The 16,463-nt window shown below is 56.5% G+C and carries 13 protein-coding genes; 7 read left to right on the forward strand and 6 right to left on the reverse strand.

The features are described 5' to 3' along the window. From OXH60_04480 to OXH60_04500, 5 genes are all read left to right on the forward strand, one after another. Positions 1–854, forward strand: an 854-nt coding sequence (locus OXH60_04480; GenBank protein MDE0711375.1) for a topoisomerase DNA-binding C4 zinc finger domain-containing protein, incomplete at its 5' end; no start/stop codon positions are given. Positions 855–1,361: 507 nt separating this feature from the next. Beyond that, positions 1,362–2,510, forward strand: coding sequence for a site-specific integrase (locus tag OXH60_04485; GenBank protein MDE0711376.1), 1,149 nt, complete (start codon positions 1,362–1,364; stop codon positions 2,508–2,510). Positions 2,511–2,757: 247 nt separating this feature from the next. Beyond that, on the forward strand, positions 2,758–4,236 hold the full coding sequence (locus OXH60_04490; protein ID MDE0711377.1) for a DNA phosphorothioation-associated putative methyltransferase: 1,479 nt from the start codon (positions 2,758–2,760) through the stop codon (positions 4,234–4,236). A gap of 192 nt (positions 4,237–4,428) precedes the next feature. Continuing rightward, positions 4,429–5,424, forward strand: a complete 996-nt coding sequence (locus tag OXH60_04495; GenBank protein ID MDE0711378.1) for a hypothetical protein — start codon at positions 4,429–4,431, stop codon at positions 5,422–5,424. Positions 5,425–5,728: 304 nt separating this feature from the next. Further along, positions 5,729–6,736: a CBS domain-containing protein gene (locus tag OXH60_04500; protein MDE0711379.1), complete on the forward strand. Its 1,008-nt coding sequence runs from the start codon at positions 5,729–5,731 to the stop codon at positions 6,734–6,736. 33 nt (positions 6,737–6,769) lie between these two features. On the opposite strand, the gene OXH60_04505 is transcribed toward OXH60_04500, so the two are convergent. The 4 genes from OXH60_04505 to OXH60_04520 are packed head-to-tail and all read right to left on the reverse strand — an operon-like array spanning position 6,770 to position 11,382. After that, complete coding sequence (locus OXH60_04505) at positions 6,770–7,270, reverse strand: hypothetical protein (GenBank protein ID MDE0711380.1); 501 nt, start codon at positions 7,268–7,270, stop codon at positions 6,770–6,772. Next, positions 7,270–9,249, reverse strand: coding sequence for an AAA family ATPase (locus OXH60_04510; protein ID MDE0711381.1), 1,980 nt, complete (start codon positions 9,247–9,249; stop codon positions 7,270–7,272). Before OXH60_04510 ends, OXH60_04505 begins: the two co-directional genes overlap by 1 nt. After that, positions 9,249–9,464: a hypothetical protein gene (locus OXH60_04515; GenBank protein ID MDE0711382.1), complete on the reverse strand. Its 216-nt coding sequence runs from the start codon at positions 9,462–9,464 to the stop codon at positions 9,249–9,251. The genes OXH60_04510 and OXH60_04515 overlap by 1 nt, the downstream gene beginning before the upstream one ends. After that, positions 9,439–11,382, reverse strand: a complete 1,944-nt coding sequence (locus OXH60_04520; GenBank protein MDE0711383.1) for a DEAD/DEAH box helicase family protein — start codon at positions 11,380–11,382, stop codon at positions 9,439–9,441. The genes OXH60_04515 and OXH60_04520 overlap by 26 nt, the downstream gene beginning before the upstream one ends. Before the next feature lie 715 nt (positions 11,383–12,097). On the opposite strand from OXH60_04520, the gene OXH60_04525 reads away from it, so the two are divergent. Next, on the forward strand, positions 12,098–13,792 hold the full coding sequence (locus OXH60_04525; protein MDE0711384.1) for a hypothetical protein: 1,695 nt from the start codon (positions 12,098–12,100) through the stop codon (positions 13,790–13,792). A gap of 88 nt (positions 13,793–13,880) precedes the next feature. Further along, positions 13,881–14,774 (forward strand): RelA/SpoT domain-containing protein, encoded by an 894-nt coding sequence (locus tag OXH60_04530; protein MDE0711385.1) that lies wholly within the window; start codon positions 13,881–13,883, stop codon positions 14,772–14,774. Positions 14,775–14,806: 32 nt separating this feature from the next. Here the strand turns inward: OXH60_04530 and OXH60_04535 are convergent, their stop codons facing one another. Both OXH60_04535 and dndE read right to left on the reverse strand, forming a co-directional pair. Continuing rightward, complete coding sequence (locus OXH60_04535) at positions 14,807–15,964, reverse strand: aminotransferase class V-fold PLP-dependent enzyme (protein MDE0711386.1); 1,158 nt, start codon at positions 15,962–15,964, stop codon at positions 14,807–14,809. A gap of 30 nt (positions 15,965–15,994) precedes the next feature. After that, positions 15,995–16,462 (reverse strand): DNA sulfur modification protein DndE, encoded by a 468-nt coding sequence (gene dndE, locus OXH60_04540; GenBank protein MDE0711387.1) that lies wholly within the window; start codon positions 16,460–16,462, stop codon positions 15,995–15,997. Position 16,463 lies beyond the last annotated feature (1 nt).

The raw sequence follows: 16,463 nt of genomic DNA on the forward strand, positions 1-16,463 counted from the left end.
GGCCGGCCGTGCACGTGGGATTGCCGGGCGAGGAAGGGCTCTCGTTGCTCAAGGAGGCACTCGACCGGATCGCCGAGGATGCGGACCGACACGACGGGAACTCGGACGTGCTGCTCCTGGGCCGCTACCGGCATACCAAGCCGACAAACCTGGGGAGCCTGGCACGGCATTATCCGGGGCTGAGCTTCTCGTACATGACCATCCACCGCTCCAAGGGACTGGAAGCCGACTACGCCGTGGTGCTCGACCTGTGCTCAGGCAAGTACGGATTTCCCGCGGAGATCGCGGACGACCCGTTGCTCGACCTGGTGATGGCCGCGCCTGAGGGGCAATCGAACGCCGAAGAACGACGCCTGCTCTATGTGGCGCTGACCCGGGCGCGCCGCCAGGTCTTCTTGCTCGCCGAAGGCGGGCCCCCGTCGGTGTTCGTCAAGGAACTCATCAGCGGCTCGCACGATGTCAGCGTGTTCGGCCGGCTCCCGGAGGGCGACGTGGCTTGTCCACGGTGCAGGGAGGGACGCCTGGAGCGCCGGGAGAACTCGCGCGACGGCAGCATCTTCTACGGCTGCGTGAACTGGCCCTACTGTGAGTACATTGAACGGCCGTGTCCCCACTGCGGAACTGGCCTTCCGGTCAGGACCGGCAGAGCATTTCGCTGCCGTGACTGCGGCGGGTCGATCGAAGGCTGCCCTGCTTGCGGCGGATGGTTGCGGACCAGGATGGGCAAGTACGGCCGATTCCTGGGGTGCTCGAACTGGCCGGAGTGCAAATACACGCGCAATCTGCAGCCGGGTCAACCGGCGGGCAGAAGGGGCCCAGGTCGCACCAGACCTGCACGTTCCAAACGACGCTGAACGGGACCTGTCCGTCCGCCGCCAACTGTAGCCCGCGGGCCTTTGGCACTTCCCGAGATCAGCGGTGACAACCGGTCCAACGCGACGCCGATCCAATTGCGACCCGAAGGACTTCGCAGTCAGATGGAACGATCTGCGGCACTGGGGCGGTCCACGCCATCCTCAAAAGACCTCGCCGTCGATGGTCAGAACATATCTTCCAACTGTTTGCCAATTGTTTGCCAGCCGGGAAATCGAGGCTTACTCGGCCGCCCGCATCAGGTAATTAAACCCATTGATTGCATATGTTTAAGGGTGGAGGGCGCACAGGGACTCGAACCCTGGACCCGCTGATTAAGAGTCAGCTCATGCTTGCCAGCCCCATCTGCGCTGGAAATATATGATATACTATGAAACAGTATCTTACTGTAACACATTCCACGCCCATTTGCTCTGATTCGCTTGCAAAATCGATGCAATCTGTTACCTATTTGTTACCTGAAATGATATCGCGAGAGGACGGGACTGTTGCCGAAACTGACGAAACGTAGGGTGGACACGATTGCCGTAGCAGCACGTCCACGAGAGGTCTGGGACGACGAACTCAAGGGCTTCGGGGTGCGCGTCCACCCATCGGGCCGAAAAGTCTTCATTGTGATGACGCGCGTTGATGGTCGGTTGATCAGAGTGACGATCGGGCAGCACGGGGTGGTCACTGTCGCCGGGGCGCGCGCTCAAGCGATGCAAATTATCGCCCAGGCCAGAGCCGGAAAAGACCCCACACTGCGGAAGAAGCAGTCTCCCGAAAGCGGGACAATGAAAGAACTGTGTCGCCGCTTCCTCGACGACTACGTTTCTGTGCATTGCAAGCCAACAACCAAGAAAGACTACAGGCATTCGGTAGAGAGCTTCATTGCTCCGAAACTCGGGAAACGTCGGGTAGTTGATGTCTGGCGAGCGGACGTTGTGGCTCTACATCAGGATATGCAGGCCACGCCCTACCAAGCCAATCGCACCCTCGCCGTCTTGTCGAAGATGTTCAACTTGGCGGAGCTTTGGGGGATGCGACCAGACGGTTCGAACCCATGTCGTCACGTGAAGCGATACAAGGAGCGAAAGCGGGAGCGCTTCCTTTCCGACACCGAGTACGCTCGACTGGGTTCAGCTCTCAGGGATGCCGAGGTTTCCGAAACGCCGTCCTCTGTCGCGGCGATCCGCCTTCTCATGCTGACGGGTTGCCGTCTATCCGAGATCCTGACGTTGCGCTGGGACTGCGTAGACTTGGAGGCTGGCCGACTGAACCTGCCCGATAGCAAGAGCGGGGCTAGGATCGTGCCTCTCGGGGAGGCCGCCATTGAAGTACTCCGCGGGGTTCAACGTGTCGAAGACAATCCTTGGGTTATCGTCGGACGTCGGCGCGGTCGCCATCTCACCGACCTGCAGACTCCTTGGAGGCGGATACGTGCACGTGCGGGCCTTGACGATTTCCGTCTCCACGACTTGCGCCACAGCTTTGCCAGTGGCGGTTTGTTAGTTGGCGAGGGCCTGCCGATGATCGGCAAGTTGCTCGGCCACACTCAAGTACAAACAACGGCTCGGTACGCTCATCTTGCTGCCGATCCGGTAAAGGCTGCAGCAGATCGAATATCCGAACGGATTGCCCAAGTCACCCGATAGCTTTGACGTCAGGTGGGCGAATACGGGACAGATTCTGTTTACGATCATTGCCGATACACCCGCAGTTGCAAGCGGGACACATTGCCCCCAATTGTCAAACGCATTGTTGTTTTGTCTGCCCAAACATCGTCTCCCTATTACGCACGAAGGATTACGTTCGCCTGGTCGTCGCTGCGAGCGCAGCCGTGTCCGTCCGCTACGATGCGGGACGTGAGCGTGGGCTTCGGCTCTTTAGCCTAATTCCACAATGAACGACCTCCCAGGAATTCAACGCCACCGGACGGCAATGCGTCGCTCTGATTTGTCGCGGCCGGTGAAACTGGCGATGGCAGATGGGGTACTCGAAACCTCTCGCTCCTTCTTCGACTACGGTTGCGGCCATGGTAGTGACGTCGAGACCCTGAATTTGTTGGGATTTGAATGCGCGGGCTGGGATCCCGTGCACCGCCCTAGCACACCGATGCGTTCGTCAGCGATTGTGAACCTGGGGTACGTGATCAATGTCATTGAAGATCCTCGGGAACGCGAAGAGACAGTGCGGAGGGCATTTGGCCTTGCCGAGGAGACGTTGGTCGTCAGCGCCCGCCTTCACGATGAGGCGCGGAGAGTGCGGCAGTCGACGGGCTACGCGGACGGATTTCTGACGGGACAGGGAACCTTCCAGAAGTTCTACGACCAGAACGAACTCAAGACATGGATCGACACAACACTTGGAGTCTTGTCGGTTCCTGCGGGGCCCGGAGTCTTTTATGTATTCCGCGACGATACTGCTCGAACGAGCTTCTTGGCACACCGCCACCGACGTCGGGTGGTGGCGCCGAGAATCAGGCGTTCCGAAGCGCTTCTCGCTGAGCATCGAGAAAAGCTAGAGCCCCTAATGGAATTCTTCGCCGAGCGGGGGCGGCTTCCTGCCGTGGGGGAACTGAAGGGCGGAGAGCAGGGCATTGTGGACGTCTTCGGAAGCCTGAAGCGGGCTTGGCGGACGGTCGTGCGCGCGACGGGTGATGAAGAGTGGCTGGCGATCGAACAGCAACGCTCGACGGAGCTGCTCATCTTCCTGGGACTCTCTCGCTTTGAGGGGCGCCCCAAATTTTCGGGCCTGCCGGCAGCACTGCGGCACGATGTGCGAAGCTTCTTCGGCACCTATAGGGAGGCCTGCGCCGACGCCGACGACCTCCTGTTTTCCATCGGGCGCGACGAGGTTCGGAAAGGCGCTCTGGACGCCTCACTTATCGGCAAGCGACTGCCGTCAGCACTCTACATGCACGAGAGTGCTCTCGCAGCGCTGTCGCCTCAACTCCAACTTCTGGAAGGGTGCGCACGAGCGTTGATTGGTCGGGTGGAGGGAGCCAATTTGGTCAAGCTCCATCGTGACGAGCCCAAGGTGTCCTATCTGAGCTATCCGGACTTCGAGACGGACCCGCATCCGGCACTCGCCCACTCGCTTTCGGTCCACCTGCAGACGTTTCGCGTTCGGGAGAGGGAGTTCGACCCTCATCGAAATCCGCCGATCCTGCATCGCAAAGAGGCGTTTCTCGAAGCTGGACATCCCTTCTATGCGAAATTCGCCCGCCTTACTCGCATCGAAGAGGAGAAAGGACTCTACGATGACACAACGATGATCGGGCGGAGAGATGCTTGGAACACGCTATTGGCGAGAAATGGGCTCTACTTGAGGGGGCATCGCCTTCTGGCCCTCAAGACGGTAGTTCGGGATAGCGCTTGACCGCCGTTAACAGTTGAGGGCTCGACAAGCGGTGCCTCATGCTCACGCTATTGGAGTCGGTTAGGGTGACCGCTAGTTTGTTCGGACTTTCACGGCACACTATTGTGGCGCTCATAGTTTGCATGTTTGGCGAAGTGCTTTCTTGCGCCAAGGGCGCAGTAGCGTGCGCGTGGAACTCAAGGCTGACAGGATATGTCGGATGTCAATTCGCAAGCTTCAGCGGTCCTTCAGCTTGGAGAACTACGCAATTTGTTGGAAAGTAGCCGGCTGCATTTTGGCGCCCTTCAGGAAGGTCATGTGAAGGTCAAATACCGCGCCTTGGATCCGATTTGGAGAAACAACACTGCTGACTCGGGTGGCATGATTCCGCTGCGAGAGCATGTAAAACGCATGTGCACTGTTGCCAACTATCTGTCGCATCTTGGCACGGCAAATGAGTTACAGACAATTGCAGAGAGTTTGCACTTGGCCGCGTCATTAGATGATCTCTTCGCCGATACAGATTTGGATGGTAGCAGCCTCTATTGTAGGCCTGCGGCAGACTTCGAGGAAGCCAACAGCGAAGTCGCGGCTAAGTATATTGCAAGCGTCATTGTTTTCAACTTTGTATGGATCGCCTATGAGGCAGCTGTCGAAGTAGCAAGCACGCGCGCTGAAAATAAGAAACGCTTAGGTAAGGGAGCCCGTGGTCGTGACATACTCTTGCGTATAATGGGTGACAAGTGTTTTCCATATCTCCGTGAATCTGTTATCGAAGCGATCAATCTGAGCGCAAGTAGCGCGATAGAGCACAATAATGATGAGATGCTACGCCTCTTTTCGGTTAGGGCTACCGCGGCAATAGCAGCCGAACATCTTCGTTGTTTTCGCAATGCGGTGACCCATGGTACTGTCAAGCCAGATCCGGAAGATTGGGGAGACGAATCGCGATACTGCGCCGATGAAGATCCAGCCCTTCGCCAATTCCATGTCAACATTCGCATCACATTGATCTTAATTCAGTTGATAATTCGAAATCAGTTAGACCCAAATGACGAAATTGCAGTATGGCAGTTCAGCCCGGAGCTATATGAGTTTCACTTACACGACGAGCCCGACGCACTGCTGTTGACGCAGCTGCATTGCGAATTACCGGAACAAGACATGCAGGAGTTACCTTTAGGGTCCTCGAATTCAGTTAGTGATTAGGGGAAGAACAACGTGGCGAGCCAGATGCGATCTGGCTGGAGGCTCTTGATGTTTGCCAGTCCTGGCAGGCCCAAAAACCGGCACCCCAACTGGCTAGATTCGCTAGAGTTTTAGGCAATGTGGCTACGTCGTATGCGGCAAGCATACGGGAGTCAAAGTGCAAATTCCGGGTTGTTTACAGGCTCATAATTCCGTTTGAATTGCTCTGCCGCGTCCGGCGGTTTCAATGATCATCTTGCAAGATCGTAGTGTATGCTCTGCGCGGGCTTCCGGCGCCACAAGCAGCCGTTCCGAGATTGTTTCTATGTCTGAATCGCATAACCAAGGCGTTGCTTGGCTTCAGAACCTAGCCAAGCGACTCCAAGACGAGTTGGACGCTGGAGCTGCTCCCCAACCTGAAACGCTCACAGTACGTCAATTCCTCGCAAATTTTGGCTACGCGCGGCGCCGAGGCAGAGTTGTGGGTGAGATCCGAGAAAATCTGGCATTCTATGGGCTCCAAGCCTCGCCTGATTTCGAGTTGCAGTACATCGACAGCCCAATCACGGTTGAACTTAAAGTCGATATCACGGAAACGGAGGACAACAGGTTAGAGAATGATCCCACGGTGCGGGTAGGTATTCTCGATGCGGCGCATAATTCGCCCGTCCGCGTCGCACCTGATGATCTGCTCGTCAAAGCGACAACACTAATGCAAATGGAAGACTATTCACAGCTTCCGGTGATGACGACTGACCGGACTGTGAAGGGGATCGTGAGCTGGCAATCTATTGGTGAAGCTTACGCTCGAGGGAGTTTTCCCAAGACGGTTAAGGAGTGCATGGAAGAAGCGTACGAAGTTGATGAGAACATGCCTCTGGCCTCCGCCGCCAACGTAATATGTGACCAAGGGTACGTCCTTGTTCGAGGCGGAACCGACGATAGGATTACAGGGATCGTAACCGCCGTGGATTTAGCCCATCAGTTCAAACAGGGCGCACACCCATTCTTGCTAATTGGCGAGATTGAACATCATTTGCGTAATTTGGTTCGACGCAAATTTACTGTTGAGGAATTGGATGGTGCGTCGGACGGCAGCAAGGAAGTTCGTGGACCTGATGATCTAACTTTCGGCGGTTATTGTCGTCTTCTCGAAAAACCGGAAGCGTGGGCGAAGTTGGAGCTGAACGTCGACCGCAAGGCGTTTATTGATCTTCTGCAGTCTGTTCGCAGCGTTAGGAACGATATAATGCACTTTACTCCTGATGATCACGATCCTTCAGACATCATGCGCCTGGAGCGAATGGCACAATTCTTGCGTAAATTGGGCTAGCAGTCTGAAACTACAAGCTCAACTGGCGTATGTTCATTTGACCTCATGTGTCGAACTCGGCGGTGCGCTCGGTAGTAACTCGTTGACCTTTCTTTGAAAGACTCTCAGGAACACATCCAACGTCCTAGGCTGGTCGCCATCAAACCAGTCTTGGAGGACCTCGTAGCCTCCGTACGCGTATCGGTTGAATTCTCGCACTCCTTCTTCGCTAAGAAAATTCTGGGCGTCCCTGCTGATCAACTTGGCGATCACCGAATGCACCTCTTTCTTGTCCTGCATGGTAATCCCAAGCTTCCGAAGCTCACTTATCAGAAAAAGCGCAACGAGCAGCCGGCCCCTAGCCTTGTAGCGCTCCGGGAAATACGACACTAGCTCTTCTGTCTCGTCCTGTCGCAAATCCTCCTTCCTGCCTTCACAGAGTCCGGCGATAAAGCAAAAATAGAATGCGTCAAAACCAATCGAGAACGATTTTTCATCGCGAAGAGGCTTGAACCACCAGTTCCAAGCGCGCTCTCCGACTCTGAACGGTAGCACTAATCTGGCTCCTCTGAAGAGATTTGGAACGCATGGAAGAAATCCTCACCACCTACCAGCATCCCGTCCGCTGTTTCAGCACATAGCTCTGTCTTCCGTGCCATTTCGATCAGCCCGGTAGGACCCTTACGAAAGAGCGTCACGAACTGGATCTTTTCTGGACTGGCTTGCTGCAATGGGGCTACGAACTGATCACGTTCCGAAGATATCGTGAACGCAATAAACTGCCCCGTCAGCTTCGGGATCAGTTCACCGATTTTCGGCCGGATTGCTAAGTCGATTGAGCCTGCGGGACTGTCCACAACGAATGGGAGGGCGTGCTCCGACCTGTTGAATAGCGTTGCTAGAAATGCCCATGCCACCGAGAGCGTCTCCCCAACGCTACCGCCCTCTTGCCCGGCCAACATTAGGCATTTTTCGATACGCTCGATCTCAATAGTATTGTCCGGCATCAGTTCTGTGATGCGCGCATTCGCCTCGTCACATATTTCGCGCGTAATTGCATCGCGGGCCCTTCGGTACGCATCTTCGAGAATGGAGACTAGGACGTCGCGTTTGTCACGCTGGTCAATCGTGTCCGTAATTTCGGCAACCTTCCGTTCTTGAACTTCTATTCGCTCCCTAATGACGGCGATCCCGCACGTCTCAGCGTCCGCCCTCGCCGTATCGGGACTCTCGTATCGTTGAAGACGGGCCTCAATCGCCTTGAGGCGTTCCTCTAGTTTCGAAACTTCCTCTTGAACGCGGGCAACAGTCGGGTCGGCCTCATTGGCGCGGAGTCGTAGATTCTCCACGTCATTTCGCGCGGCTGTCGCACAGCGGACGCTTTCAGCCAAAGCGTCCATCTTCCTGCCAAGTTCCTGCGCCGCCGCATCCAGAGACTCTCCCACTGCGTCTTGTATCGCGCTCTTCGTTGCATTCAGAAGCGCGACGTCGTCGGATGCCAGATACTGCGTTGATCGCCTTCGGATTATGTCACGCATTTCGTCGTCAATCGGTCGCCCACAGACGCACTCCTCTTCGTCTGCCAGCTCCTCAAAGAACTCTCGTGCCGCGCTTTCGGGAAGCTTCACTCGATCAAGTCCCGACTTCAGATCCCAAAGATCTCGGGCGAAAACGTGGGACAGTGCGTGGGGGTCACGCATGGTTTCAAGCGCCTCGCGGGCGGCTTCAAGAGAAGCGGATGACAGCGTCCTGGCTTTTTCTTCCCTTTCGCGCAAATCCGAAGCGAGTTGGGAGTGTTCATCGATCCTCAGCTGATAGGCGTTCCTCCGATCGGTCAGTTCTGCCTCAATCTTGCGTTTTTCGCCAAGGCAGTACTCTCGTTCCTTAATCAACTTTGCTAACCGCTTTTCGAGGAGCGCAAGCCTGTTTCTGCGGCGGGAGAGACCGCGATCATCCTTCGCCCCTGCGTCCTTCGCCCGTTGTTCCCAGTGAGATTTGACCTTGTCTCGGAGCATCAGGAACGAATTGATCTGAAATAGGTTCTCGACGACTGTTTCCGCATCGGTGAGTTCGCGATTCAGGAGGCTTTGTGCGAGTTCACCGTCAAATATGAAGAAATTGACGAAGTCCTCGTTCATGAAGCGTCGGAAGTCTGGCGGCGGTTTGAAATCATGACGCAATCCTCCGCCGGTATTGGTGCTCCAGGACACTTGGGCGTTCTCAAAGTCGAATTCGATCCGGATCGTGGCTCTGCGATCGTTCAGTAGGAGGCGTACTTCAAAAGTTCCGACACTTGTGGTGCTGTCCTTTTTCCGAAATTCTCCAATGCTATTTGTACCCGACTCAATGGTGCGCCGCGAACCGGAGAGGGCCGCGCGCAAGAGATTCAATGTCGTCGTCTTGCCCGTTCCGTTCGGCATCTGAATGAGCGTGACGGGATTGATTTCGTTCGTGTCGGCCGAGAAATCAATGTCGTGATCTGGACATCGGAGGCCCTCCGCCTTCCAGCCCAGTATGCGCATAGTGGCGGGCATCAGCGGTTGCTCGCGGTGCGACGGTAATTTGGTAGTTCGGTCCCGTTGAAGAGCGAATCGAGATGGCGCGCATCCTCGTCCTGGTCGTCAGACAGTTCGGTTCGGCTGTTCACGACCTCCAGCCATTTGGTGATGCGTTCGACGAGTGTCGCTGGCTGGCCAGCGTTCTGGACGGCCACCCGGACAGCTTCAGCCACGTTGTGGTCGAGCCTCATTTTGTTCCTCCCTCAGTTCCGACAGTTCCGACAACCAGTCGCGCCGCAGTTCATCTGCATTGGGCTCGGCTGGGTCCGCATCGGCGTCGCGTTCCCGGACGAAATCGACGATATTGGCGATCTTTGCCGGATTGTTGGGGTCGGTGCGCAGGCACCGCCCGATCCGTTGAATCGTTTCCAGCCGGGCTCGGGCAGAAGCAAAGAGAATAACGGAGTTCAGGGATTTGATATCGATCCCCTCGGAGAGGCGATGGCAGGTGACGAGACACTCGAGCTCCCCAACCGCGAAACGCCGCAGCGTTTCCGACTCCTCGCCGGTGAAATAGGGATGAAAGTCCGCATGATGGGAGTGAACGATGTCCAGGACGCTCTGTCCGTACTCCACGGTCTCCACGAAGATGATGCAGCGCTTCAGGATGTCGGGACGTTCCGCAATGAAACGCGAAAACACGGGGAGCTTCGCTGGTGACGTCTTGTAGACCCGTGCGATCTCGATCCAGACTTCCTCATCAGACATTGGGTTGTCGGCTTCACGCCGCGCCGCTTGCTTCCTGAACACCGCGCTGATCCGCTCCCGGTCGCCGTCAGTCGGTATGTAGGTCAGGGCGAAATAGTGAAACGGCGCAAGGATGCCGCCGCGAATGGCGCCATCTAGTCCGAAACTGCATTCCGTGAATTCTTCCCCAATGTGCTGGGCGATGAACGCATTCCCGTCCTCGTCGTAGTCGCGTTCCGGTGTAGCACTGAGTCCGAGCCGGTACCGGATAGGCTCCGAGAGCCCCTCCAATCTTTCGCGGTTCGAGGGGCTTCCAAGGCGGTGGACCTCATCGTGAATCAGCACGGTTCGTGCGGCTTCCTTGGTCGAAAGGCTGCGGACGGCTGAGGATAGGGGATCGCGGGAGCGCCCGCCCTGTCGAGAAACCAGGAGTACTGCATTCTTGTTGTCCAGAGAGAAGCTCTGGACCTCCTTCCTGTCGTCGTAGTCCCTGTAGATCTCAGGCGGTTTCGGCAGGGAGTGTCGGAAACGGAGTAGATCCGCATACCACTGGTTCAATAGGTCGTTGCCGTCCATCGTGACGATCACGGTGTCGATGTCGCCCCGCATGAAAAGTGCGCGGATGATCGCAATCGCCGTACGGGTCTTTCCCGTACCGGTCGCCATGTTGAGAACGCCGCGCTCGAGCTTCAGAAATACGTCGAGCGCGCTTTGTTGATGCGTCCATAGGTGCGCTTCGTCCCGCTGGGCATGAGGCTGCGCCTCGCGCGCGCGGCAGATCCGGATCAGCTTGCGCTTTACCGCCTCGGGAAATTCGTAGACATCGACCCCCTGGTCCGTGCCATCCCAGATCGCCGTAAAGTGTGTCTGCTTGCTCTTTGCCCGAACGGGGCTTTCCCAGGATGTGTATACATCAACGCATTCGCGGTTGTTCTCCAGGGCGTAGCGGCTTTCGTTGGAGGATCCGGTAAAGGCAACGTAATCGTCGCCGTCAAGGAAGATGCCGATCTTCTCGTGGTAGATGCCGGTTCCTGTCTTGGGCACGGCGATGCGAATGTCTAGACGCCCCAGGTCAAGCAGCAGCCCAAGTCGCGTCACCCCGTCGCCCACGCCGTCCGCGAACTGCTCGTTGAGAATGGCGTCGAGCCGCGCACCGCAGACGTCTCGCTTGCTGATACCGCGCTCGATGGCGTGAAGATCGGGCTCCGTGAGTTCGACCGAGGTGACGAGCCGAATGCTGCCTCCGCTCTTGATGAATTCGCCCAAAGGAGATCCGAATGCCTCGAGGATCGAACTCGAGAAATAGCCGACTGCACGCCAATAGTCAGTGGCCACCCGCAAGGATGGTCGGAACAGGTCTGCCGCAAGGTCGTCGTAACCGGTGCGATAGTCGACCTTGTACGGGATGTCGCGTAGGGTCATGAATCCATGCGCCTCACTGCCACCGGATTGACACGGTGGAGTGAACTACCCCTTCCAGGAGAGCCCTAGGACGCATCTTATGCCTGAACGCAGGTGGTCGCTCCCGTGCCGAAGAGGGCAAGCCATGTGCAAGTGTAAAGCACCAAACTGCTTGGATGCTGAGCAGAGCGCCAGCGTGCCTCAGAGACAGCTTACTGCCAGAAAGCCCATGAATTTCAAAGGACAGGGTTGCATTCACTGCGCTGACTTTGTTTGACTCACGCCGGGAAACTTGCCACCTTTTCCTCCATCCACCAAGCGTTGGCGGCTCGGGAACACAGATGTCGAAACGTCAAGTTTCCGAAATTGGGTTGGGAGGCATTGAGTCGAAGTGGCGTCAAAAGCGCGTGTCCACGCCGCTTACTCACGTTCCGCCTGTGCCGGGGCTTTATGCATTCGGGCACGACAGCAAGCGCTGTCGCGGGCTTACCAGCGAGCGCGTCTACATGTATATCGGGGAGAGCGGCAATCTCAGAGTACGCCTCGGGCAGCATAATCGGCACCGCGAGACAAACGCTCGGCTTCGAGATTACCTCATGGAGCATTACGCTATGGCAATCTGCTGGTTTTGTCCGCTACCGGGTACTTCGAAAAATACTCGGGTAAAGCTAGAGAGAGAACTGATTAGGTTCTTCTGCCCGCCCATCAACATTGCAGGCAAGGAAAGGACATCATCGTGACATCACCAGATGCCCCTGAGAACATCGACGAGGTGCTGGATGAGGTTGCCAACCTAGAAGAGGAAGACAACCGGTATCTCCGGGGCCTGCGCACCCTGCTCGATTGGTATTTTCGCAAATACAGTGACCATAGCCGGCTTATTGCTTCGCGCACTACAATGGGAACTACAACGTCGTACGTAACGTCTGTTTCACTGAAGTGGATACATGAAAACGTGAGATTTGCTAGGGAGCTTCCGGTATTCAAGGAACACGTGCAGCCGGAAACAGGCCGCATTTCCATAAACGATACCACGATCGATTATCTTCAGCAGCGTGAACCGGACTTTAGGCGACAGCTTCCCATGGTCGCGTACCTCGCTGCAAGGAAATATCACAAGTTCGGCCCTCTGATTTTGGTTGCCTATAAGAGTTGGGTACATGACAAGAAATCAGACAATTGGGGTCCGGACGGGCGGGCAGTTGAACCATCACTCAACGAGCAACCGTTGGATAGCAGAGCCTCGTTGGTGGACCTCGATGTCGCAGGAACACAATACTACGCGCTAGACGGACAGCACCGGCTAATGGCCATCAAAGGACTGAATGATCTTCTAGATGGGAGATTGGAATCAAAAGATCAGGCAGGGAGAACAAGACCGAGAAATGCATTGGTACGCGACGAGGTAGAGTACAATGTGTTCTTATCCCAAGACAAGGATCGGTATGGATTAGAGATCACGAACTTGGATGATCTACTAAACGAAGTTATGGGTATCGAGATCATTCCCGCGGTGCAGCGAAACGAGACCTACAAGGAGGCTGTGACGCGTCTAAGGAATATCTTCGTCGATGTAAACGAGACTGCACAAAGACCAAAAAAGGGCGAGATAATACTTCTTTCCGAGACTCAAGGATTTCGGATCGTTGCACGAACCATCATGATCAAGCATGAGCTTTTTCAAGCAGAAAAAGGGCTTCGGGTTAATGAGAGTATGCCCAATCTCACTGAACGCGCCCGGGAATATACAACACTTGTCACACTCAGTGAGATCGCGGAGGCGTATCTCGCCTCCAAGCCCATTGGGGACACGGGCAAAATTTTTGAATCTTGGTTGACACCGATCTTGGCAAACAGGAAGGAGTGCGGATATCTGCGTCCAGACGGCACCGAAATTAATGACGCGTTGGACAAGTTGACCAAATACTTTGATGCACTGAAGACCATACCGTCGCACAAGGAAATGGTGGACGGTAAACCAGTCCCTGATCTTCGATCGCGGAAGGACCGGGATAACATCCTGTTCTGGCCCATTGCGCAAGTCGCATTTGCGAAGGCGGTAGCCAGTCTTCAAATAGAACAGGGCAAGAATCTGCACGACTTGGTGTCACTGCTGGCGAAGTATGAAGCCAAGAACTGCCTTCGGCTCACGAGCCAGCAGGCACCTTGGTACGGAGTCCTGTGTGACGTGTCCTCAAATAAGATTAGACGTCACAAGACATCACAAGACCTTGCCACAAAGATGTTCACCTACCTCATGGGAGGCGGGTATCCGGACGATGATGACAGGGAGAGGCTACGGAAGGAGTTTTTTGCTGCCCGCGCGATCGCACCTGGTGAGGCTGGGCAGAACAATCAATTGATGGCCTATGATCCATCCGGAAAACTCAGGACATTAGAAAAGTTCCGTTTACCGGATCCGTGGCACTAATACGCGCTTGAGCGATGTAATGGTGCCTGATTGCTCATATGATAGGAGTACGATCACTGCTCCGGACGGTTCATTGCTCTTCAATTCAATGGGAGACCTTCGGCGAGCGACTAAGGAATTCGAGAAAAACCCAAAAGATCCACAGGCTGTCGAGACGCTGAACGCGTATAGGAAATTTCGGCTGAATTGTATCCGGACAAGTTTGTCCTTGCTTCGTGAGTCATTGCCGCCCAAGAACGCTTTGATCAGCGCCCGCCTCAAACGTCTTAGGAGTATTTCCCGGAAGCTCCAGCGCGGACAGCGAGGGGCGATTAACGAGATGGACGATGTCATCGGCTTCCGTGTGATCTGCGAAACATATACCGATGTCGTGGGGTTGGCAGCGAGGATTAAGGGCAGGTTAGACGCCCAGGAGAAGAACTATTTGGCAGCCGATCATTACAGTGGGATCGGTTACAGGGCAGTTCATGAAATTGTGCGATTCCATCAGCCGTTTCGCAAATCTGACGTTAGGGTGCGGTTTGAGATCCAGATAAGGACCTGGTTTCAACACCTCTGGGCTTGCTGGTGCGAGAGCTACGGTGAGCAGGCCAAGGAAGGGTTCAGGACCGTCGAGAAAGACGATGTTGCTACATTGGAATTGATCGATAGGCTTCGCAAGATTTCGGTAGAAATAAGAGACTGGGAAGCCCGGAACCCGAAACACTTGCAGAGGCAGCTTCCTGAATTTGGCGATCCGCTAAACGTTGCAGTGGCCTGGTTCGATCCTCATGGGCACTATCAGTACGATCCCTTTGGGCGAGATGTATCTGGCGCGATGAAGGAACTCACTCGCCAGGAGTCCCTGCCCGGAATAGAGACGTTGTTGTTGGTTGGGGTATCGGAATTAGGTAGTCTGAAGCAGCTGCTGAGGCAGACCCATCCCCGATTCATGCACAGCACGACATTGGACCCCCAATACTGGATGCCTAGCGAAGAATGATCGTTTCGGGGCCTCCCTGACAAGCCCGCTGGTCAGCGAAGGCCGTCTATGCGCCGGGATACGCTCCCCCAGTCTACCGCGGGGGTCATGTGGCACCAGGAGATCCTGACAGCGCCCTCGATGACCTGCTGCGGCTGCCGCATCGCTTTCAGCACATGGCTCGGCTCATAGCTCTGCGAGGTGCAGGCGGAGCCGTTCGAGATGGCAATAAGGTCCTTGAGCGCAACCATCAGCGCCTCGGCGTCCACGCCTGTGACCGCGAGGTTGACGATGCCCGGCATCGCGAGGTCCTGATCTCCGACGAGTATCGGTTCGAGATCGGCGAAGGCGTCCAGGAGAGATTCCCGAACGGCGAGGCAGGCGCTGCGTCGGGCCCCGTGGTCCCGCTCCGCCATCTCGGCTGCCACCCCCAGCCCCGCGACCAGCGGTACCGCGAGCGTTCCGTGCCGGAGTCCTCGCTCCTGCCCACCTCCGTAGTGGACGGGAGACAGCGGCGGTTTCCGAAAACCGCGCCGGCGCGCGACCAGCGCTCCGATACCGACGGGACCGTAGATTTTGTGGGAGCTGATGCTGATGAGGTCGACGCGCGGGTTGCGGAGTGCCGACAGTTCCTTGCCGAACCCTTGCGCGGCGTCGACGTGGAACCAGGCCTCGTGATCTGCAAGTAGTGCCGCGATTTCGTCGATAGGTTGGCAGATTCCGGTTTCGTTGTTGGTCTGCATCACCGAGACCAACAGGGTATCCGACCGAACCGCATCAGCGATCGCGTCGGGCGAGACGGCACCTGTCGCGTCCGGGTCGACCAGCGTCACGTTGAATCCGCGCGTCCTCAAATATTCAATCGGCTCCAGGACGGCCTTGTGCTCGATAGCTGTTGAGACCACATGACGACGTTTGGTTTCTTCGCCTTGTCCGGCAAGCCCTAGAATGGCGATGTTGTTGCTTTCCGTCGCCCCGCTCGTGAAGACCACTTCATCGGCACGCGAATCGACAACGGATGCCACCTGCGCTCGTGCCCGCTCCGCCAGTTTCTTCGCGCTCAGGCCGTACCCGTGGGTCCGGCTGCCCGCGTTGCCAGGTTCCTCCCGCCAAATGCGTGACATCTCGTCGAGTACTGCAGGTTCGATGGGACTGGTGGCGGCGCAGTCCAGGTAGACGGGCCCGTCGGTGCTCGGGTTCAAACGGTTCATGGATGCCGTAGAGCACTTGCCACCGGCGCGTCAGTCCGCATGTGCCGTTGGCGATGAGGTGCCATCCGCATGCGCGACGAGGGCATGGTCGGCGTCGGGCGGCTCTCCTTCGCCGGCAGGTTCGGACGGCACAGCGAGCGCGATCAGGTCGTCGATCCGCTTGAGGCTACGGTCACCGGCCAAGTAGGAGATGCCGCGGTGAAGATGTAGGCGGAACTGCTGCGCAACCGTATCGCTGTCGATCGGTAGCCCGTCCTGCGCCATCCGCATTTTCAGAAGAGCGGCGTAGAGATCCGCGTGGCGACCGCTGAACACACGCCAGGTCATCTCGACGTTGCTGTCAGCGGGGATCCGAACGCCCGGCGGAACACCCGGCTCCGACAACGACATGCAAAATCCCCAGCGACAGAGCACATTCCATTGGGCGATTCCCGTCACCCGTTTGAGCTTGACGAGTTGGTCCTTGGCCTGCTGCGACAGCTTGATGGTGTCGAGCATC

It is taken from the genome of Rhodospirillales bacterium, from assembly GCA_028824295.1.
GTDB lineage: Bacteria > Pseudomonadota > Alphaproteobacteria > TMED109 > TMED109 > VXPW01.